The sequence below is a fragment of the Aeromonas caviae genome (assembly GCF_000819785.1).
Taxonomy (GTDB): domain Bacteria; phylum Pseudomonadota; class Gammaproteobacteria; order Enterobacterales; family Aeromonadaceae; genus Aeromonas; species Aeromonas caviae.
Genome location: NZ_CDBK01000069.1, coordinates 98,220 through 117,105 on the forward strand (window position 1 = coordinate 98,220; position 18,886 = coordinate 117,105).

Consider the following 18,886-nt stretch of genomic DNA (forward strand, 5'->3'; position numbering starts at 1 on the left):
GTTCAATACTCTCTCACCATGGCGTAGGTGGGCAGTCCCTGGCAGGTCACGATGCCGACCCAGGCCGCGCCCGTGTGTTGTGCAAGATCCAGGTCGGCTTCACAGAAGTCGCTTCCCCGGCGGAAAGTCAGCATGGGGTTGGCCTTGTCCACGTCCAGGGTGAACTCGCCGACCTCGTTGGTCACCGTGGTGCCGATGTGGTTGTCAATGCGGGCGTTAGCAAGCAGCGAGCCATCTTCTGCCCTGAGTACGCCAAACACGGTGACCATCTCCTTGATGCTGCTGCCGGCATCCAGAGTGGCGACGTTGCCGGGGAACAGGGTGTAGCGCTGCTTGCCGGTGTTGATGTCATAGCTGTCCTTGCCCGTCTTGCTGTTGAGCAGTTCCACCTCGTATTCCTGATAAGGCGGGAGCGCCAGGAAGGTCTGTTCCCCTTGCAGGGGGTAGTCCTGTCCATTCACCTTGGCGAGCATCTGTCCTTCCCGGTGGATGCCGGTATTGATGATGAGGCCTGAACCAGAGGTGCTCCGGCTGGATGCGATCACGTCGTTCTCCGTGGTGATCAGGGCACCCCGTGCAATCAGGTTGCCATTCACGTCGCCGCCATGACCGCGACCCAGCGTCATGGTGCCGCCGATGACCCTGTTCTCGAACCCCAGGGTGCCGGAAAGCGCCATATTGTGTGTGTCGCTGCCGTGCATCATGCGGGAGGCATTCAGTGCGGCCAGGTTGATGGCTCCCTCCATGCGCTTCTGATAGTTGAGGTTGGCCGTGGTCTGGCCCTGCTCGTTGCTGCTCATGCCGAAGCTGAACAGATTGTCGAACGGGATGGCGTAGTCCAGGGTGATGCTCTTGTTGCTGAATCCATTGAGTGTGCCACTGTCGCTCTGCAGGCTGGCGCGCATGGAGAGGTTGCCGTATCGGCCCGCATAGAGGTGCTGGTAGTAATCCGCATAACTGCGATCGCTGTTCATCTGACGGTCGTGCGTGGTGTTGAAGGTCAGCTGGCCCATGCCGCTGACCCAGCCACCCAGATTGATCGTGATGCCGGCAGAGTAGAGCTCGGTTGCACTCACTCCCAGGGCATCGCCTGCATACAGTTTTTCCTGGCTGACCCACAGGGAGGCATTGTCATGGGCTTGCCAGGAAAGACTGGACGCCAGCCGCCAGGAGTGATCGGTGGACAGCATGCTTTGCAACTGGGTGCCGAGGCGATCCGTGACCTGCCAGCTTGCGCGTGCCTCGCCGACGGCCGCATCCCTGAACGCATAGGTGGTCGTCGCCAGATCAAGGGCATCCAGCGAGCGTGCCAGCGACAGACCGAGCAGGGGGGAATCGCCGCTGTGCTGGCTGTTCTCCATCATGCCTCCCCACCATTGCCATCCCCACTCCCGGGTAAAGCCCTGATTGCCGCCCAGCTTGGTGACTCGCTGGGTGGTCGTGCTGGTCAGGCGGCCGTCGACATAGACTTCGACCGTGACGTTGTAGACCCCGTTGGGGAACGCGGAGGTGTCGATGTGCTGGTTGCCGATCGCCAGGTTTTGCAGGCCTATCAGGCGCTCATCCCGATAGACCCTGACCTCGCCGTTGGCGGGCATGAAGACTTGCACCGGAGTGGTCGATTCGTTGGTGGTCTGTTTTCGAGATTGCGCCTGGTTGCCATAGGATGCGCCGTAGAGGCGACCCGTGGTCAGGCCCGTCACCACCCCCAGGGTCTGCAGGTCCCATGTCGAGACCATGCCTGCTGCGATGCGGCGATCATCGAGATCCCGTTCGTACATGGCGCGGTAGATATCGCCGCTCTGCTCCGGCTCACCCAGGTTGTAAAGGGAGGCATCCACGGCGACATGGTGCGCGCCCAGCCCGACGGTACTCTCCAGCTGCAGGAAATTGGAGTCCTGGTGCCCGCTCTGGGGGGTATTGATGAAGGAGTAACCCAGGTTGTAGCGCTGTACGCCCGTCAGGGTGTCCACCGTCGGGGTCAGTGCGACACGGTTGTCAGATTGCTTCGCCTGGCCAAAGGCATCCCGTGACACCCGGATGGTGAGCAGCATGGCGACGAGGTCCAGCTGCATGCTGGCATCGGCATCGATCTGCAAGTCGCCATCGGCAGAAAAAGTGCGTCTTTGCTTGCTGGAGAGCAGAGTGGTAAGGGCATCGTTCAGTACGCCTTGCTGCTGGCCGGCACTGAAATCAAGGTGCAACAAGTGCAGCTTGCCGTCTTGCAGCAGCAGGGTGGCATTGCCGATGGTGTCGTCGGTCAGGGTGTCGATCCTGTTGTCCTCATCCGTGTATCGCAGGCGTACCGGTACCGCCAGCCCCTCTTCCAGCGCCTTGGCAAAACTGGCAGGAATGATGACGTTGGCAATTTTGAGAGGGGCAGCAGTGCTGGCCGAGGCTGACATCGCAATCAGCCAGGAGAGCGGCAACAGCCAGGCTTTTTTCAACATATCGAGCACCATGGTTCCGGGTGTGGAGAACGAGAGCCGTCACCCTGCAAGAGGGTGGGGCGGTACCGTGATTGGGGATTACTTGATGACGACGAATTCCTGACCCAGCCAGAGTCCCAGGTGGCTCTTTGGATCACGCATATTGACCTGCTTGAACCGGCGTTGCTTGCCCGGCAGGTCGTAGTAGGTTTCCTTGCACAGCTCCTCGCCTTTCAGGCAGGGGCCATACGCTACCGTGCGATAGGAGGCATTGCCCTGGTTGGTGAGTGTGTCGTCCTTCAGGTCATAGGCGAACCGGTGCTGGCGTGGTGTTACCACCAGAATGGTGCCTATCTGTGCTGACGTGGTGGCAACAGCCTGACGGCGTTCGTTGCGCTGATCGTCGACGGAGAGCGCCGTGTCCAGCCAGCGGATGCGGTAGTAACGCTCCTTGTCATCCTGCGGGCCCTTGTAAAAGAACCTGACGTTGTTTCTGGCATTGGCGGGCAGCATCAGCCGACTGGGTGACAACATCAGCTCGCCGCTGACTTCCATGGGGATCTCCTGCCCTCCCTCTTCCGGTGAGGTGATGCGTGTCACGCTGATCGTGACCAATCTGGCCTGGTCGCTGCCATTTTCAATCTGTTTGGCGACCTCCTGGCTGCCTGCATCGATGAAGGTGGTGACGGCGCCGACATTGATCGCCTGGCTGATACCGGGAATGAGCAGCAGCCAGATCGCTGCAATTTTCAGGTTCATGATGTGCCCCTAAGAGAACAAAGGGCCCCGCAGGGCCCTCAATGGTATGCGGTGGATGAGTTAGCTCCAGTTCGCTACGAACTCGACGTTGACTTCACCGCTCCACAGGCCGTCCGGCAGGGCGTCAAAGGTGGTGGGGGTGCCGCTGGCAGTGGCGCTTTCAATGTTGAAAGTGAAGGATCCCTGCGCTGTGACGCGTTCGGCATCGTTCTTGAAGCCGTTGGCAAGAGGAGACAGATTCCCCCCCGTGATGCCGGCAGCGGTGTCGATCAGGGTGGTGTAGGCGGTTGTGCTGACCGGTGCGCCGCCCCACAGCACGCCCACATCGACGGTGGAGTCGCCACCCAGGTGATTCAGGGTGCCGTTCAGCTTCTTCGCCTTCAGGGTGAAGTCGGTCGCGCTGGCATCACCCTTGATGGCGACATCGAACAGGCCGTTGACGGTGTTGAACCCCTTGATCCCTTCGGCATATTGGAAGGAGAGGCTGGAGAGCGGGGTGACCACCAGCTCGGAAGTGGTGTCTTTCTTGGCAGTGGCCTGCCAGGTCGCGACGGCAGACGCTTCTACGGCGGCTTGAGCGGTGGCGGCAAAGCCCAGGGTAGCCACGGACAGAGCAATCAGAGTCTTCTTCATTACGATATTTCCTACATATCTTCTGGATGGTTGTGACCACCCGGTTGGTTCATTGCCCGTCAGGGGCATGCCTTGCCACGTTGGCGACGATTCGACCAGTCGTGGCAGCCGGACCTGGAATATGTTTCTCCTCGGACCAGCTTGTTTTTTCGTCGACCAAGATAGCGATCGGATCTGTTTTGATCGACAGAATGGTGTGTAGGAAAAATCCCAAAGGGGAATGGGGGGAACCCCTTGTAAAATAAATTTTTTTCTTTTTCTTTCAGTGGCTTGTAGCTTCCCATGTATTTGATTTATATGTTTTTTCGGTCTTTTTCTCGTGGGTGGATGCCAGCTGGAAAAGCCGGGAAGGAGGGGAATTCAACGAGGGAGGGGGCTCGGCCACCACCAGGCTCCATACGAGGCAAATAAAATGCAATATATTGATAAATATATAAAAAATAAATGAAGCTATAATGATGATTAACTTGAAAATGCCATTTTTATATTTATTTAACATCTTGAAAACAAGGTCAGGCTGTATGGTGTCGTTGCTTGATTTGTAGTTAATATGCTCGTCGGACAGGGCTGAATAACGGATCTATATATGGCGAAGGTATTGATAGTAGATGATCATCCAGCAATAAGAATGGCCGTGAACATGTTGTTGAAGCAGGATGAACATCATGTTTTAGGCGAAGTGGATAATGGTGTCGATGCTATCGCCATGGCCAGGAACACTCATCCAGATATTGTTATCCTTGATATTGGAATACCTCAGCTTGATGGCATCGAAGTGATAAAAAGAATCAAGATGCTGGATATTGGCGCCAAGATTCTGGTGCTGTCTGCACAGTCCACCCACCATATTATGGTGCGGTGCCTGCAAGCCGGTGCCGAGGGGTTCTTGTCCAAGCTGGATGATTTGTATTTGCTGAAGGATGCGATCGCAAAAATAGAGAAGCGGCAACTCTATTACCCCCGTGACGTCATCGCCGGCGCCAGGCATGCCCATACGGTCGATCGGGAAGATCTGCTGTCGACCCTCTCTTCCCGCGAGATGAGCGTGCTGCTGCAGATTTGTCAGGGCCATGCCAACAAGCAGATTGCCCAAAGCATGCTGCTGAGCGAGAAAACCGTCAGTACCTACAAGACCCGGTTGATGAAGAAACTCAACATCACCAACATCGTTGATCTGATCAGTCTGGCCAGACGGCAGAAACTGCTGTGAACAGGGCGAAATTGCTGTTGCTTCTGCTGGCGCTGGTCTGGGTGTGGCCGCTGGCGGCCCGGGAACCGGAAGAGCCCCTGCTGCAAGTCTATTCGCGGGATGGCGGGGAATACCTCGATGCCAGCCCCTTGCCGCTGCATGGGGAGGAGTGGCGCTGGTTGCAGGAGCGCGAGCGGCTGATCCTGGGGGTGCCCAGACCCGACAACCCCCCCATGGACATCACCCTGAGGGCGAATGCTTATGAAGGGGTGACGGCCGACATCGTCGGCATGTTGACCCATCTGCTGCACATCGAGATCCTGGTGAAGGGATATCCCTCCAGGGCGGCTGCCATTGAAGCGCTCCAGCGGGGGGAGATCGATCTGCTGAGTACCTCCAACTCCTATGAGCGGGAACAGCATCTTCTGCTGACTGACAAATATATTGCTGACGACCCAGCCATCTATAAAAACATTCAGGTCAAAGAGCGAGAAATAAGAACAATAGCCGTGCCGGAGTATTATTTGCCGTTCATGGACATCATGCGTTATCTGTCGGACTACAAAATTAAAATATACCCGTCCCGCTATAGTGCATTGTCCGCGGTGGCATATGGTCAGGTTGATGCCGTCATGGTAGACATGATCTCCGGCAATTTCATCGTCAACAAGTTCTATCAGAACAGCATTCAATTATTGAAGCCGCTCTATATCGATACTGCCGGTTTTGCCTTTGCCCTCAACCCCAAGGAGCGGCGACTCAAGAGGATCATGGATATCGCGCTGGGGGAGATCCTCGATGGCAAGCGAGCGGAAGTGGCCAAACGCTGGAATGGGGGCGGTCTCTCCATCGGTGCCAGCAGGATCGACCTGAGCCGCGAGCAATGGAAATGGCTGGGCAAGCGGGAGAAAATCCGGATTGCGGTGAACAGCGGCATCCCTCCCCTCAGTTTCTATGACGTCACCGGTACCATGCACGGCGTGGTCGCCGATCTGCTGCAGGTCATGCGGGCCAAGCTGGGAGTGGAGCTCGAGGTGGTGCCTGCCAAGACACCGGAGCAGATGACTCAGTTGCTGGATAGCGGCCAGGTGGATGCGGGAGTGTTGAGCCCCTCTGCCGAGCGCAGGAACCGCTATCTGTTCAGCCGGGCCTTTGTCCTCGATCCCCTCTCCTATGTGGTGGGGCTGCGCCACAGGGAGGTCCCCCCTGCATCGCTGCTCAAGACCGGCACCGTGGCCATGGTCAGGGGCTTTATCTCGACCCAGGCCATCGAGGCGGAATACGGCAAGCTGACGTCGCGGCAGTTCGATACGATTGAAGACGCCATGCGTTGTGTGGCGATGGAAGTGTGCGATGTGACCATACTGCCGCTGCGGGTGGCCAAGTACTACGTCAACAGCAAATTCCCCGACAGCCTGCTCATCACGGGAGAGCTGTTCGATTCCATCCCCATCGGTGCCGCGTTTGCGGTCACCCCCGCGCATCCCGTACTACGGGACATTCTGGACAAGGTGATTGCCATCATTCCGCCGGATGAGCTGGAAGGACTCTCCAACCGCTGGCGGGTCAATGTCAAACAGGAGAGTGTCTCCTGGCAGGAGTTGATTCAGGAGTTCGGGGTCTTTATCGCGTTGATCCTGCTGTTGACCCTCTGGGTTGGCCTGTGGGGCCTGTCCCTGCGCAAGCAGATCCGCGAGCGGCGGCTGGTGGAGGGGGCGCTGAGCACCCAGCTCAAGTTCATCGCCGATCTGGTGGACGGGACACCTCACCCCATCTATGCGCGGGATCTGAACGGGATCCTGGTGCTGTGCAACAGCAGCTATGCCAGCTTCCTTGGCGAGCCCAAGGTCGGTCTGCTCGGCACGGGCCTGGACGACGCGCGAACGCGCTGGCCTTTTCTTGCTCCCCTGCACGGGGATCTGGTGCTTTCCTGTGACAGCCGCCGCGCCCAGGAGGGGGATCACCGTCTGGGCCTGCCGACGGGCGGGGTCGACGTCTATCACTGGGTTCAGCCTTACTACGATCTGGACGGCAATGTGCAGGGGGGGGTGGGGGGCTGGATTGACGTCAGCGAACGGGTACGCCTGCTCGATGAGCTGGCGGTGGCCAGCCAGGAGGCCCAGGAGGCAAACCGTGCCAAGAGCACCTTCCTCGCGACCATGAGCCACGAGATCCGTACCCCCATGAATGCCATCATCGGCTTGCTGGAATTGGCGCTCAAGCGGGGTCGGCTGCACGAGGAGGATCAGGCCTCCCTCGCCATTGCCCATGGCTCGGCCAGCGATCTGCTGAGCCTCATCGGCGACATCCTGGATATTTCCAAGATCGAGTCTGGCCGGTTCGAACTGGCCCCCGAACCCCATGACATCGTGACCCTGACAGCGTCGGTCGTCACCGTATTCACTGCGCTGGCGAGGCAGAAAAACCTGCGGCTGGAGCTCGTCACGGGCGATCCGTCCTGGGTGCAGGTCGATGGCCTCTGTTACAAGCAGGTCGTCTCCAACCTGATCAGCAACGCCATCAAGTACACCGATCGCGGGTCGGTCACGGTGACGCTGGCCTCCCGGGTCAGCGATGGCTGGTGTACCGTGCAGCTCACCATCCTGGATACCGGTATCGGCATCGATCAGGCCGAGCAGGCCAGGCTGTTCGAGCCCTTCAGCCAGGCCAGCCAACCCGAGAAAATCCAGCAGTCGGGTACAGGCCTGGGTCTGATGATCTCCCGCTCCCTGTGCGAGACGATGGGCGGCTCCTTGAAACTGGAGAGTACGCCCGGGCAGGGGACCCGGGTCAGTGTCGAGATGAAGCTGCCGGTGGCCGATGCCGTGGCGATGTCCGCTGCGCCTGCACAGGAGCCGGTGGTGGAGCCGGGGCGGCGACTGAAGATCATGGTCGTGGATGATCATCCAGCCAACCGGTTGCTGGTCAGGCAGCAGCTGGCCTATCTGGGCCATGACGCCACGGCCGTCGAGTCGGGAGAAGAGGCGCTGCGGCGGCTGGTCGAAGCCAGGGTGGATGTCGTCATGACCGACTTCAACATGCCCGGCATGAACGGATTCGAGCTGGCTCGTCAGTGCCGTGAGCTGGAGCGGCTGCACGGCTGGCGACGCACCGTGATCCTCGGGCTGACGGCCGATGCGCGGCAGGAGCAGATCAATGAAGGGCAGGCGGCAGGGATGGATGACTGTCTCTTCAAGCCCGTCGGACTGGAGGCGCTCGATCATTGTCTGCGTCGGCACATGCAGCGAGAAGAGCAGAGTGACATGGCCGCCTGCATGGAGGAGATCCGGCGGTATCTGGGGCCGCTGACTGCACACCAGTCGACCCTGATGGTGCCTCTGCTGGCCGAGTTCGTGCGGGCCAGTGACGACGATATCGCGGGATTGCAACGGGCTGCGGAGGAGGGGCATGCTGGCCAGTTCATCGACCGCATACATCGCCTGAAAGGGGGAGCCAGAATAATGGGCACTCTGAAACTGGTGGCGACCTGCAGCGAAATAGAATCCTGGGAGCTCGATCAGGCCAGGCTGCCCGAGGCGCTGGCCCGTTTGCAGCAAGAGTACGAGGTCGTTCGGCTGGCAGCGACCCAACTACAGGTGATGGACGGGGAGGAATGAAGGCATGGGAACATGCCTTCGGCTCCTGTGGTCAGCCCAGCCAGTACACCATCAACTCATAGGCGGCGTCGCCCACCTGGTCCGGTCTGGCTGACGGGGCCTGATAGCTGAGGTAATAGCGGGTCGCCTGCGCCAGGGGGAGGGCGCGGCTTGCTTCGAGGGGTTGTCCGTTGAGTGCCAGCGTGATCCGGAGATCATCCTGCTGTGGCAGGGAGCCGTAGAGTGCGCGAGCTTGCAAACGATAGGTGGTGTTGAAATCCGGGTGGCCCAGGTCAGCTGCGAGGATCTGGACGGGAGCCTGTGCCGGATCCGAATTGATGGCCTGGAGGCCTGGGTGGGTAAGCGCTACTTCCATGTTGGTCTCTTTGCTGGCGGTGGCCTGCCAGTGCAGCTGGCTCACCTGCGTATTGGCGTGAACGGCGGCACTGCTGCAACCGATCATCACTGCCAGCACCATGCTTTTTTGAAACATAGTTATCTCCTTTGTCGGACTGGGCCCTCCTTGGCGAGGGCCTCCTCTTATCGGCGCTTTCCCCGAAAGCTGAACCGCTCTCCCCGGATTCGCCCATGAGTCGGCGGCAGATAAGGGGTATGATCCGCCCCCTGGCGCCATGCCATTGACGGAGGAGAGCCATGCTCGAAAATCAGATGATGTTGTTGGCGGTGTTTGAGCGGGCGGCGCTGATGCTGATGACGCTCTTTCTTCTCACCCGCACCCGGCCGTTTCAGCGATTGTTCCAGAAGCGTGACCACACCCCGGCCGAGCTGGTGCTGGTGGCGGCCATCTTCTGTCTGTTCGCGGTGTTCAGCACCTACACCGGCATTCCGGTGGAGGGGGCCCTCATCAACGTGCGGATCATCGCCATCATCTCGGGCGGCATCCTGTTCGGCCCCTGGGTCGGCATTCCGGCCGGGGTCATCTCGGGGCTGCATCGCTATCTCATCGACATGGATGGCCACACCTCGATCCCGTGCCTCATCGCCAGCATCATCGCCGGCCTGCTCGCCACCTGGCTGCACCTGCGCTGTCGCAAGTCGCGGCTCTGGCTCTATGGCATCCTGGCGGGCATGGCCTGCGAGGGGCTGACCATGCTGCTGATCTGGCAACTGACCGAGCCCCATGCGGTAGGTGTGGAGATTGTCAGCCACATTGCCTACCCGATGATCGCCGGGGCGCTCTGTATCGGGCTCATCATCAAGCTGGTGCAGGACCTGGACGACGAGAAGGAGCTGATTGCCGCCAAGCAGGCCAAGCTGGCGCTCGACATCGCCAACAAGACGTTGCCGTTTTTCCAGAACATCGATCGCCACTCCCTTAGCCAGGTGTGCGGCATCATTCGCAGCGAGATCAGCGCCGATGCGGTGGCCATCACCGATACCCGCGACGTGCTGGCCTATGTGGGGGTGGGCAAGGATTACTACGAGCTGGACGAGCACCACGCCATCAGCGACATGACCCACAAAGCGGTGCTGCTCGACCAGATCATCATCAACAACGATCTGCGCCAGTATCACCTCTCCGATTTCCATTCGGTCATCATTATTCCGCTGCGGGAAAACGGCGCCGTCAGCGGCACCCTCAAGATCTACTACCGCCGCACCCACAGCATCACCAGCTCCCTCAAGGAGATGGCGGTGGGCCTCTCCCAGCTCATCTCCACCCAGATGGAGGTGTCGCGCATCGAGCAGCTCAAGGAGATGACCCGCAAGGCGGAGTTCACCGCGCTGCAGAGCAAGATCAACCCCCACTTCCTGTTCAACGCCCTCAATGCCATCTCGTCGCTGATCCGCATCCGTCCCCAGCAGGCACGCCAGCTGATCGCGAATCTCGCGGACTACCTGCGCTACAACCTCAACAAGGGGGACACCCTCATCGACATCCAGGAGGAGCTGCAGCAGGTGCGCGACTACGTGGCCATCGAGCAGGCCCGCTTCGGCGACAAGCTGGAGGTGGTGTTCGAGGTGGACGACGTGCATATCCAGGTGCCGAGCCTGCTGTTGCAGCCGTTGGTGGAAAACGCCATCCTGCACGGCATCCAGCCCCGCAGTGCGCCGGGTCGGGTCACCATCGAGGTGAAGCAGCTGGCGGGCGGCATCCGGGTCGCGGTGCGCGACACCGGCTACGGCATCAGCCAGGCGGTGATCGACGGGGTCGCCGCCGGTCGGGTGGAGAGCCGCAGCATCGGTCTGATGAACGTGCATCAGCGGGTCAAGCTGCTCTATGGCGACGGCCTGCACCTCAAGCGGCTGGAGCCGGGGACCGAAGTCTGTTTCTATCTGCCTGATCAGGAGGCAATGCCATGCTGAAAGCCATCATAGTGGAAGACGAATGTTTGATACGGGAGGAGCTGGCCTCTCCTGTGCTCCTTATGGGGGCAATGTCATGCTGAAAGCGATCATTGTGGAAGATGAGTATCTGGCCCGCGAGGAGCTGGCCTTTCTGGTGGGGCAGCACAGCAACATCGAGATAGTGGCGAGCTTCGAAGACGGGCTGGAGGCGTTCAAGTATCTGCAGGATCACGAGGTAGACGTGGTGTTTCTGGATATCCAGATCCCCGCCATCGACGGCCTGCTGCTGGCCAAGAACCTGCACAAGTCCAGCCATCCGCCCCACATCGTCTTCGTCACCGCCTACAAGGAGTTTGCGGTGGAGGCGTTCGAGCTGGAGGCATTCGACTACATCCTCAAGCCCTACAACGAGCCGCGTCTCATCAATCTGCTGCAGAAGCTCGAACTGGCGGGCAAGTCCCAGCCCCAGGGTGCGGAGTCCGGGACGCCACAGAACCGCACCGTCAATCTGGTGAAGGGGGAGCGCATCATCGTCACCCCCTGCGAGCAGATCTACTACGCGGAAGCCGACGAGAAGCTGACCCATGTCTACACCCGTACCGATCGCTACGTGATGACCATGACCCTCAGCGAGTTCGTCAGTCGGTTGCCTGCCGAGGGGTTCTTCCGCTGCCACCGCTCCTACTGCGTCAACATCAACAAGATCCGCGAGATAGTGCCCTGGTTCAACAGCACCTATCTCATCCGGCTCCATGACCTGCCGTTCGAGGTGCCGGTCAGCCGCAGCAACATCAAGGCGTTCCGTCAGCTGATGCGGCTCTGATTGTCATTCATTCCCGCCGATCTGCATTTCATGCCGTAATCGGTCGGCGGGAGCGGCGTCTTGCCTATAGTGGCCCCAGTTTCCTTAAGGCCATTCCTCGAGACGCATCATGACCAGAGAGCTGAATCGCACCCGTTACCTCACCCTGTTGGGGACCATCATCACCCAGTTCGCGCTGGGATCCGTTTACACCTGGAGCCTGTTCAACGCCCAGCTCTCTGACAAGCTGGACGAGCCGGTGAGCCAGGTCGCCTTCGCCTTCGGCCTGCTCAGCCTCTCCCTGGCGGTGGCCTCCTCCCTGGCAGGCAAGCTGCAGGAGCGGTTCGGGGTGCGCAACGTCACCCTGGGCGCCGGCGTGCTGCTCGGCATCGGCTTCTTCCTCACCGCCCATGCCAGCAACCTGGCGATGCTCTACCTCTGCGCCGGCATCCTGGTCGGTTTTGCCGACGGTACCGGCTACCTGATGACCCTCTCCAACTGCGTGAAGTGGTTCCCGGAGCGCAAGGGGCTCATCTCCGCCTGCTCCATCGGTGCCTACGGCCTCGGCAGCCTGGGCTTCAAGTACATCAACCTGCTGCTGCTCTCCAGCAACGGCCTTGAGACCACCTTCCAGCTGTGGGGGCTGATCGCCATGTCCATGGTGCTGGTGGGTGGCATGCTGATGAAGGATGCGCCCAAGCAGGCCGCCGCCGTGCAGCAGAGCGAGAGCCGCGACTTCACCCTGGCCGAGGCAATGCGCAAGCCCCAATACTGGATGCTGGCGCTGATGTTCCTCACCGCCTGCATGAGCGGTCTCTACGTCATCGGCGTGGCCAAGGACATCGGCGAGAAGATGGTGGGCCTGCCGGCCGTGGTCGCCGCCAACGCCGTCGCCATCATCGCCATGGCCAACCTGGGCGGCCGGCTGGTGCTGGGCATCCTCTCCGACAAGATGTCCCGTATCCGGGTCATCACCATCGCCCAGTTGATTACCCTGGCGGGCATGGCGCTGCTGCTGTTCGTGCCGCTCAATGCCAACCTCTTCTTCGTGGCGGTGGCCTGTGTGGCGTTCAGCTTCGGCGGCACCATCACCGTCTACCCCTCGCTGGTGAGCGACTTCTTCGGCCTCAACAATCTGACCAAGAACTACGGAGTCATCTATCTGGGCTTTGGTCTGGGCAGCATCATCGGCTCCATCGTGGCCTCCCTGTTCGGCGGCTTTATGGCGACCTTCAACCTCATTCTGGTGTTGCTGGTGGTGGCCTTGGTGCTCTCCCTCACCATCCGCCTACCGGCTCCCGTTGCGGCTGTCGACAGGGCCTGATCCCTCTCGCTTCTCAAATCATAAAAAAAGACCCGGGCCTTGGCCCGGGTCTTTGCATGTCAAGGGGTGGACTCAGCGCGGAGGCAGACCCAGCAGGGCGCGCAGCTGGTGCGCGGTGGCCTCGACGGCGGGCCAGTCACGGCCAGTGACGGTGACGTGGCCCATCTTGCGGCCGGGGCGGGCTTCGCCCTTGCCATAGAGGTGAAGGTGGACCCCGGGCAGGGCCAGGGCGCTAGCCCAGTCCGGCGTGCCGTCTTGCCACAGATCCCCGAGCAGGTTGAGCAGGATGGCGGGCTGCACCTCAGCCTGCGCCGGCAGCGGCAGATCGCACAGGGCGCGCACCTGCAACTCGAACTGGCTGCAACCGGCGTTGTCGATGCTGGGATGACCCGAATTGTGGGGCCGGGGGGCCATCTCGTTGACCAGCAGTTCACCGCCGACCAGGAAGAACTCCACCGTCAGCACACCCACATAGTCGAGGGCGGCGATGATGTGCTCGGCGATGCGCTGGGCCTCGCGCTCCAGGGCGGGCACATTGGCCGGGGAGCGAGTCTGATCCAGGATGCCGCCGCTGTGCCAGTTCTGCACCAGGGGCAGGGCACTGATGGCACCGCTCGGACTGCGGGCCAGGGTGAGGGCAAACTCCCCCTCCAGCGGCAGGCGTTTTTCCAGCACGCAAGGGACACCGCTGGCGGCCAGGGCCGTTGGCAATTCGCCCGCATTGTGGATAGTCCACTGCCCCTTGCCATCGTAGCCCTCGCGGGCGGTCTTGAGGATGGCGGGGAAGAGGTCGCTTGGCAGGGCGGGCAGCGGCTCGCCGGGTAGCAGGGTCAGGTTCGGGGCGACCGGTACGCTGGCGCGGGTCAGGAAGGCTTTCTCTTCCCGGCGATCTTGACAGACACGTACTGCGCTCGCGGCCGGGCGCACCGGCTTGTACTGCTCCAGCAGGGCCAGGGAGGCGGCGGGCACGTTTTCGAACTCGCAGGTGATGGCGTCGCAGCGGCTGGCCAGATCGCGCAGGGCATCGGCATCGTCATAGGCGGCCACAATCTGCTCGTCGGCGGCTGCACCGGCGATGCTGATGGGGTCCGGGTCCAGCACTATCACCTTGTAGCCGAGACGGTGGGCAGACATCACGAAGTAGCGGCCGAGCTGGCCGCCACCGAGCATACCCAAAGTGGCGGGGGGCAGTATCATGCCGGCTCCTCCAGGGTGAGCGCCAGCACCCGGTCGCGCTCCTTGGCGCGGAAGCCGTCGAGCTGCTGGTGATAACGGGGAGCGTCGCCATCCTGGGCGACAGAGAGCAGGGACACGGCGAACAGACCGGCATTGGCGGCACCCGCCTCGCCGATGGCGAAGGTGGCGACCGGCACGCCCTTGGGCATCTGCACGATGGAGAGCAGGGAATCCATCCCCTTGAGCTGGCGGGTGGGGATGGGCACGCCCAGCACCGGGATCGTGGTCTTGGCGGCCAGCATGCCCGGCAGGTGGGCTGCGCCGCCGGCGCCGGCGATGATGGCGCGCAGACCGCGATCGCGCGCACTGGCGGCATATTCAAACAGGAGATCCGGGGTGCGATGGGCGGATACGACGCGCGCTTCATAGGGCACGCCGTGCTCCTTGAGGATGCGGGCGGCGGCCTGCATCACGGGCCAGTCAGAGTCGGAGCCCATTACCAGGCCGATCATAGGGGGGGTCGTCATTACGGCTTCCTCGGATGTCAAACGTTTGCCGCATGTTACCAAAAAGCCGTGGGATCTGGCTCAACATTTCTTGTGTTTGACCCTCTCGAATGACGGTCAACGAGCCTCAAGGTACGAGAGGGGGCGAGGATCTGCGCCACTTGGCACCGGCTTTAGGTAAAAACGACATTAGAAATCCAGATGGCTATACATCCAAGGCGGCTCTGCCTATAATCCCCCCGCTTTGGCGCATCATGCTTAAAAGGGAATCCGGTGAGAATCCGGAGCTGGCGCGCAGCGGTAAGGGGGAACGAAGCGACATCAGGGCACTGCCGTCAGGTGGGAAGCCGTCGCCGTAGGTCATCAGCCCCCAAGCCCGAAGACCTGCCAAAGTTCGTATTTCGGGCCGAGAGAAACCGGCCACGAAGTAGATGCTTACGCGAACTTAAGGATCTCTCATGTCCAAGACATTATTGGCGGCTGCCCTGTTGCCAACGGCGGCCTTTGCCCAACAACTGACCATCCCCGTCAATCCCACCATGGTGGTGACCGCTACCCGTGTCGCCCAGCCTGCCTCCAGTGTGCTGGCTCCCGTCAACGTGGTGACCCGTGACGAGATCGATCGCCTGCAAGCCCAGACCGTGACCGACGTGGTCAAGACCCTGCCCGGCGTGGAAGTGGTCAGCAACGGCGGCCGTGGCCAGCTCAGCTCGCTGCGGGTACGTGGTGGCACCTCTTCCCAGACCCTGGTGCTGGTGGACGGGGTGCGTAGCGCCTCTCTGACCGCCGGGATGACCGAGCTCAACAACCTGCCCCTCAACCAGGTGGAGCGGATCGAATATATCCGCGGTGCACGCGCCACTATTTATGGGTCCGATGCCATCGGTGGGGTCATCAACATCATCACTCGCCCGGACCAGGGGACCAATCAGCACAAGTTCAACCTGGGCGCGGGCTCCCACAAGCAGCGTCAGGCTGCCTTCAGCAGCGCCAGCCAGGTGGGTGATGCGGGTCAGATCAAGGTCGCTGGTGGTTTCGATGACGAGACCGGCTACAACGTGCACCCCATCGCCGGGGTGAACGATGGCGACAAGCATGGCCACCGGGGTTATAACGCCATGGTGGATTATCAGCAGGCGCTGGCCAGCAACTGGGATCTGTTCGGTACGACCCGCTGGTTCCGCAACATTGCCCAGTACGACAGATCCTCTGCCGCTTCCGCCTGGGGCCCGGCGTTTCATCAACGCAACGAGACCTGGACCGAGAACCAGAGCTACCAGCTCGGCTCCCGCTATCATGACGAGCGCTACCTGAGCGAACTGCGCGGCGCCTTCTCCAAACAGGATGCCTACGACTACCCGGATACCAGCGGCCGCGATCAGTCCGCTGATCGACTCTATACCCGTCAATACACTCTGAACTGGGTCAACAGCGTCAAACTGGACGAGAGCTGGACCCTGGGGGGCGGCGCCGACTGGCAGCGCGACATGCTGGACGATAGTTCCCGCTCCTCTGGCGTCGCCTTCCCGAGTGACGCCGATGAGCGTGACAACACCGGGCTCTATGCCCTGGCCCAGTTTGACAACCAGGTCTGGCAGGCCGAGCTGAGCGGTCGCAGCGATGACAACGAGCAGTTCGGACGTCACAACACCTGGCAAACCGGCGCTGGCTGGCGCTTCGTTGAGGATTATCGGCTCAGTGCCCGTTACGGCACCGGTTTCCGTGCCCCCTCCTTCAACGATCTCTACTACCCGGGGTCCGGCAATCCTGATCTGAAGCCGGAAGAGTCGAAAAGCCACGAGTTGATGTTGGACGGACAGACCGCAGGTGTGGAGTGGCGCTTGACCGGTTATCGCAACGACTTCGAGCAGATGATCCAGTGGGCACCGGACAGCCAGGGCATGTGGACGCCGCAAAACGTCGGCAAGGCGCGGATTGAAGGGGTTGAGCTGGAAGGGGAGTTCGAGACCGGCTGGCTGAGCCATCGCGTTTCCGCCGAATACAAGGATCCCAAGGACAAGGTCACCGACAAGCAGTTGCAGCTGATCTCCCGCAAGGGGGCCAAGTGGGTGAGCCAGGCGCAGTGGCAGCAGTTCGATGGCTCCCTGAGCTGGATCTACCAGGGTGAGCGTTATGGTGACGCGGCCAATACCACCCAGCTGGGCGGTTACAGCGTGTGGAACCTGGCGGTGGGCTACCAGGTTGCACCGTCCTGGAAGGTCTCCGGCAAGATCAGCAACCTGCTGGACAAGGAGTACCAGACCTCGGTGGGTTACCCGGCTGACGAGCGTGCCTACTATGTGACGGTGGACTACGCACTCTGATCCCCTTGTCTGGATCTGAAAAATCAGGGGCCCTGCCATTGGCAGGGCCTTTTCTATTGGCGCCGGGCGGGAGTATGATCGCGGCCTCGCATTCAAGGGGGAGCTCAGGTGGCCAATATTCTCGTGTTCGACTCCGGTATGGGCGGTCTGACCGTCTATGGGGAGATCCGTCGCGCTCTGCCGGAGCACAACTATTTCTACAGTTTCGACAATGCCCACTTTCCCTATGGCGAGCTGAGTGAGGCGGCCCTCATCGAGGCTTGTACCGGACTGGTCAGCCACATGGTGGCCGAGCACGCCATCGATCTGGTGGTGATCGCCTGCAATACCGCCAGCACCATTGCCCTGCCATCCCTGCGTACCGCACTCAGCATTCCCGTGGTCGGCGTGGTCCCCGCGATCAAGCCTGCCGCCGCCCTGACCCGTAACGGCTACATCGGTCTGCTGGCAACGCCCGGCACCGTCAGCCGTGACTATACCCATGAACTCATCGCCCAGTTCGCCCCGGGCAAGCATGTGCTGCTGAAGGGGGCCACCGAACTGGTTATCGAAGCCGAGCGCAAGCTGGCGGGGTTGCCGGTCAATATGGCCCTGCTCAGAGAGGTGCTCGCAGACTGGATGGAAGGGGAGGAGAGGCCGGATACCCTGGTGCTGGGATGTACCCACTTCCCCTTGCTCAACGAAGAGATCAAACAGCTGATGCCGGAATGCCAACTGGTCGATTCGGGTCTTGCCGTGGCAAGGCGGGTGGCGCATCTGCTGGCGACACTGTTGCTCCAGGCGCCTGGCGAGGGGACGGGGCGTGCCTACTGCACGCGACTGGATGCTGGGGCCCAGAAACTGACAGCCCCCTTGCAAGCTTGGGGGCTGTCGTCACTCGAAGAGGTGGTGTACTGAATATCAGGCGTCGACGTCGTTGACGTCCTTCTCATCCCGGTCCCGCTTGTCATTTGCTTCACGCACTTTCAGGGTGCGCTGCTGATACTCCTTGTCATTGAGCGCGGCGATGGCCTTGGCCGCATCGGCGACAGGCATCTCCACAAACCCGAAGCCCCTGCGTTTGCCGGTGGCCTTGTCCTTCATCAGACGAACTGACAGTACCTGACCTTGCTCGGCAAAGAGTTCGCGCACCGCAATCTCGTTGGCGCGATAGGGCAGATTGCCTACATATAAGGTACAGGTCTCCTGGCTGGTCACCTGTTCGAGGGTGGTGGCAGGCGCACGGTTAAGGAAGAGCGGTACCACGAAACCGCCAATGGCCAGACCGGCGGCAAAAATGACTTCGACTTTCAGAGAGAACTGCAGGGCCTGGGCAACCAGATAGCCGAGCAGCGCCAATACCAGAGCAAGAACTGCTGCCTGCACATAAACGGGAAACTTGGATAAATTCATCTTTAAAGACCTTTTGTAAATGAAAGCAAAAAAGGTGCAACACTCTATTCACCTTCATGGTAACCAGCTTTACGACCAGACGCTACCATGGACCACTTGAGGCAAATTATCCGCTTCAGTATGGCATTCCTTCAGCCAGGAAGATCCTGATAAATGCCAATAAAAGAGGGCTGAAATCATCAGCTTGTGGATAACATTGTATATATACACTGGGTAAGTTGTTTCTAACTGGATAATTTGAAGTTTCCGTGACTTTCTTCAAAAAATCCCTTGTCATCGTAACCGGCCTCCCTATAATGCGCCCCTACCAGCACGGCGGACCACGCCAACCTGATGAGCCAGCTTTCTTGCGAAGTGGGCGCCGAAAGAAAAGCGAAAACAACCGCTTGACTTTCGAAGTGAGGAGCGTAAGATGCGCCTCCTCAGCGCGATAAGCGTGACGCTCT

Annotated in this window: 14 protein-coding genes and 1 riboswitch; of the genes, 7 read left to right on the forward strand and 7 right to left on the reverse strand. The window is 60.5% G+C overall.

The annotated features are described in order from the left end of the window. Nucleotides 1-2: 2 nt before the first annotated feature. The 3 genes from BN1120_RS11340 to ecpA all read right to left on the reverse strand — a co-directional run bounded on the left by BN1120_RS11340 (nt 3) and on the right by ecpA (nt 3,821). Complete coding sequence (locus BN1120_RS11340; protein ID WP_231959407.1) at nt 3-2,450, reverse strand: fimbrial biogenesis outer membrane usher protein; 2,448 nt, start codon at nt 2,448-2,450, stop codon at nt 3-5. A 78-nt stretch (nt 2,451-2,528) separates the two neighbouring features. After that, nucleotides 2,529-3,188 carry an EcpB family pilus assembly chaperone gene (locus BN1120_RS11345; protein ID WP_010672340.1) on the reverse strand — a complete coding sequence of 220 codons (660 nt, stop codon included), beginning with the start codon at nt 3,186-3,188 and terminating at the stop codon, nt 2,529-2,531. A gap of 60 nt (nt 3,189-3,248) precedes the next feature. Further along, entirely contained in the window at nt 3,249-3,821 is a 573-nt protein-coding gene (gene ecpA / locus BN1120_RS11350; RefSeq protein ID WP_010672341.1) for a common pilus major fimbrillin subunit EcpA, read from the reverse strand. Nucleotides 3,822-4,407: 586 nt separating this feature from the next. Here ecpA and BN1120_RS11355 point away from each other — a divergent pair. Further along, nucleotides 4,408-5,031: a response regulator transcription factor gene (locus BN1120_RS11355; RefSeq protein ID WP_029313398.1), complete on the forward strand. Its 624-nt coding sequence runs from the start codon at nt 4,408-4,410 to the stop codon at nt 5,029-5,031. Further along, nucleotides 5,028-8,627 (forward strand): ATP-binding protein, encoded by a 3,600-nt coding sequence (locus BN1120_RS11360; protein ID WP_231959408.1) that lies wholly within the window; start codon nt 5,028-5,030, stop codon nt 8,625-8,627. Before BN1120_RS11355 ends, BN1120_RS11360 begins: the two co-directional genes overlap by 4 nt. Nucleotides 8,628-8,658: 31 nt before the next feature. On the opposite strand, the gene BN1120_RS11365 is transcribed toward BN1120_RS11360, so the two are convergent. Beyond that, on the reverse strand, nt 8,659-9,099 hold the full coding sequence (locus BN1120_RS11365; RefSeq protein ID WP_042016182.1) for a hypothetical protein: 441 nt from the start codon (nt 9,097-9,099) through the stop codon (nt 8,659-8,661). Nucleotides 9,100-9,260: 161 nt separating this feature from the next. Here BN1120_RS11365 and BN1120_RS11370 point away from each other — a divergent pair, with 161 nt between their 5' ends. The 3 genes from BN1120_RS11370 (at nt 9,261) to BN1120_RS11380 (ending at nt 13,042) form a co-directional block, all read left to right on the forward strand. Further along, on the forward strand, nt 9,261-10,934 hold the full coding sequence (locus BN1120_RS11370; RefSeq protein WP_042016184.1) for a sensor histidine kinase: 1,674 nt from the start codon (nt 9,261-9,263) through the stop codon (nt 10,932-10,934). A 76-nt stretch (nt 10,935-11,010) separates the two neighbouring features. Further along, nucleotides 11,011-11,739: a LytR/AlgR family response regulator transcription factor gene (locus tag BN1120_RS11375; protein WP_039040685.1), complete on the forward strand. Its 729-nt coding sequence runs from the start codon at nt 11,011-11,013 to the stop codon at nt 11,737-11,739. Between the two features lie 109 nt (nt 11,740-11,848). Further along, the gene (locus BN1120_RS11380; protein WP_039040686.1) at nt 11,849-13,042 is read left to right on the forward strand and encodes an L-lactate MFS transporter; all 1,194 of its coding nucleotides are present in this window, start codon (nt 11,849-11,851) and stop codon (nt 13,040-13,042) included. 72 nt (nt 13,043-13,114) lie between these two features. On the opposite strand, the gene BN1120_RS11385 is transcribed toward BN1120_RS11380, so the two are convergent. Together BN1120_RS11385 and purE are read right to left on the reverse strand one after the other, a co-directional pair. Next, nucleotides 13,115-14,239, reverse strand: a complete 1,125-nt coding sequence (locus BN1120_RS11385) for a 5-(carboxyamino)imidazole ribonucleotide synthase (RefSeq protein ID WP_042016185.1) — start codon at nt 14,237-14,239, stop codon at nt 13,115-13,117. After that, nucleotides 14,236-14,745 (reverse strand): 5-(carboxyamino)imidazole ribonucleotide mutase, encoded by a 510-nt coding sequence (gene purE, locus BN1120_RS11390; protein ID WP_029313402.1) that lies wholly within the window; start codon nt 14,743-14,745, stop codon nt 14,236-14,238. Before purE ends, BN1120_RS11385 begins: the two co-directional genes overlap by 4 nt. A 207-nt stretch (nt 14,746-14,952) precedes the next feature. After that, nucleotides 14,953-15,130, forward strand: a riboswitch (cobalamin riboswitch). A gap of 52 nt (nt 15,131-15,182) precedes the next feature. On the opposite strand from purE, the gene BN1120_RS11395 reads away from it, so the two are divergent. Next, nucleotides 15,183-17,048, forward strand: coding sequence for a TonB-dependent receptor domain-containing protein (locus BN1120_RS11395; RefSeq protein ID WP_042016186.1), 1,866 nt, complete (start codon nt 15,183-15,185; stop codon nt 17,046-17,048). Nucleotides 17,049-17,156: 108 nt separating this feature from the next. Beyond that, nucleotides 17,157-17,945: a glutamate racemase gene (gene murI, locus BN1120_RS11400; RefSeq protein ID WP_042016187.1), complete on the forward strand. Its 789-nt coding sequence runs from the start codon at nt 17,157-17,159 to the stop codon at nt 17,943-17,945. Nucleotides 17,946-17,948: 3 nt separating this feature from the next. On the opposite strand, the gene BN1120_RS11405 is transcribed toward murI, so the two are convergent. Further along, on the reverse strand, nt 17,949-18,440 hold the full coding sequence (locus tag BN1120_RS11405; protein WP_042016188.1) for an RNA recognition motif domain-containing protein: 492 nt from the start codon (nt 18,438-18,440) through the stop codon (nt 17,949-17,951). Nucleotides 18,441-18,886 lie beyond the last annotated feature (446 nt).

Coding starts and splice junctions, on each gene's coding strand:
- BN1120_RS11340 (WP_231959407.1), bottom strand. CDS start 2,450: ATGTTGAAAAAAGCCTGGCTGTTGCCGCTCTCCTGGCTGATTGCGATG.
- BN1120_RS11345 (WP_010672340.1), bottom strand. CDS start 3,188: ATGAACCTGAAAATTGCAGCGATCTGGCTGCTGCTCATTCCCGGTATC.
- ecpA (WP_010672341.1), bottom strand. CDS start 3,821: ATGAAGAAGACTCTGATTGCTCTGTCCGTGGCTACCCTGGGCTTTGCC.
- BN1120_RS11355 (WP_029313398.1), top strand. CDS start 4,408: ATGGCGAAGGTATTGATAGTAGATGATCATCCAGCAATAAGAATGGCC.
- BN1120_RS11365 (WP_042016182.1), bottom strand. CDS start 9,099: ATGTTTCAAAAAAGCATGGTGCTGGCAGTGATGATCGGTTGCAGCAGT.
- BN1120_RS11370 (WP_042016184.1), top strand. CDS start 9,261: ATGCTCGAAAATCAGATGATGTTGTTGGCGGTGTTTGAGCGGGCGGCG.
- BN1120_RS11375 (WP_039040685.1), top strand. CDS start 11,011: ATGCTGAAAGCGATCATTGTGGAAGATGAGTATCTGGCCCGCGAGGAG.
- BN1120_RS11380 (WP_039040686.1), top strand. CDS start 11,849: ATGACCAGAGAGCTGAATCGCACCCGTTACCTCACCCTGTTGGGGACC.
- BN1120_RS11385 (WP_042016185.1), bottom strand. CDS start 14,239: ATGATACTGCCCCCCGCCACTTTGGGTATGCTCGGTGGCGGCCAGCTC.
- purE (WP_029313402.1), bottom strand. CDS start 14,745: ATGACGACCCCCCCTATGATCGGCCTGGTAATGGGCTCCGACTCTGAC.
- BN1120_RS11395 (WP_042016186.1), top strand. CDS start 15,183: ATGTCCAAGACATTATTGGCGGCTGCCCTGTTGCCAACGGCGGCCTTT.
- BN1120_RS11405 (WP_042016188.1), bottom strand. CDS start 18,440: ATGAATTTATCCAAGTTTCCCGTTTATGTGCAGGCAGCAGTTCTTGCT.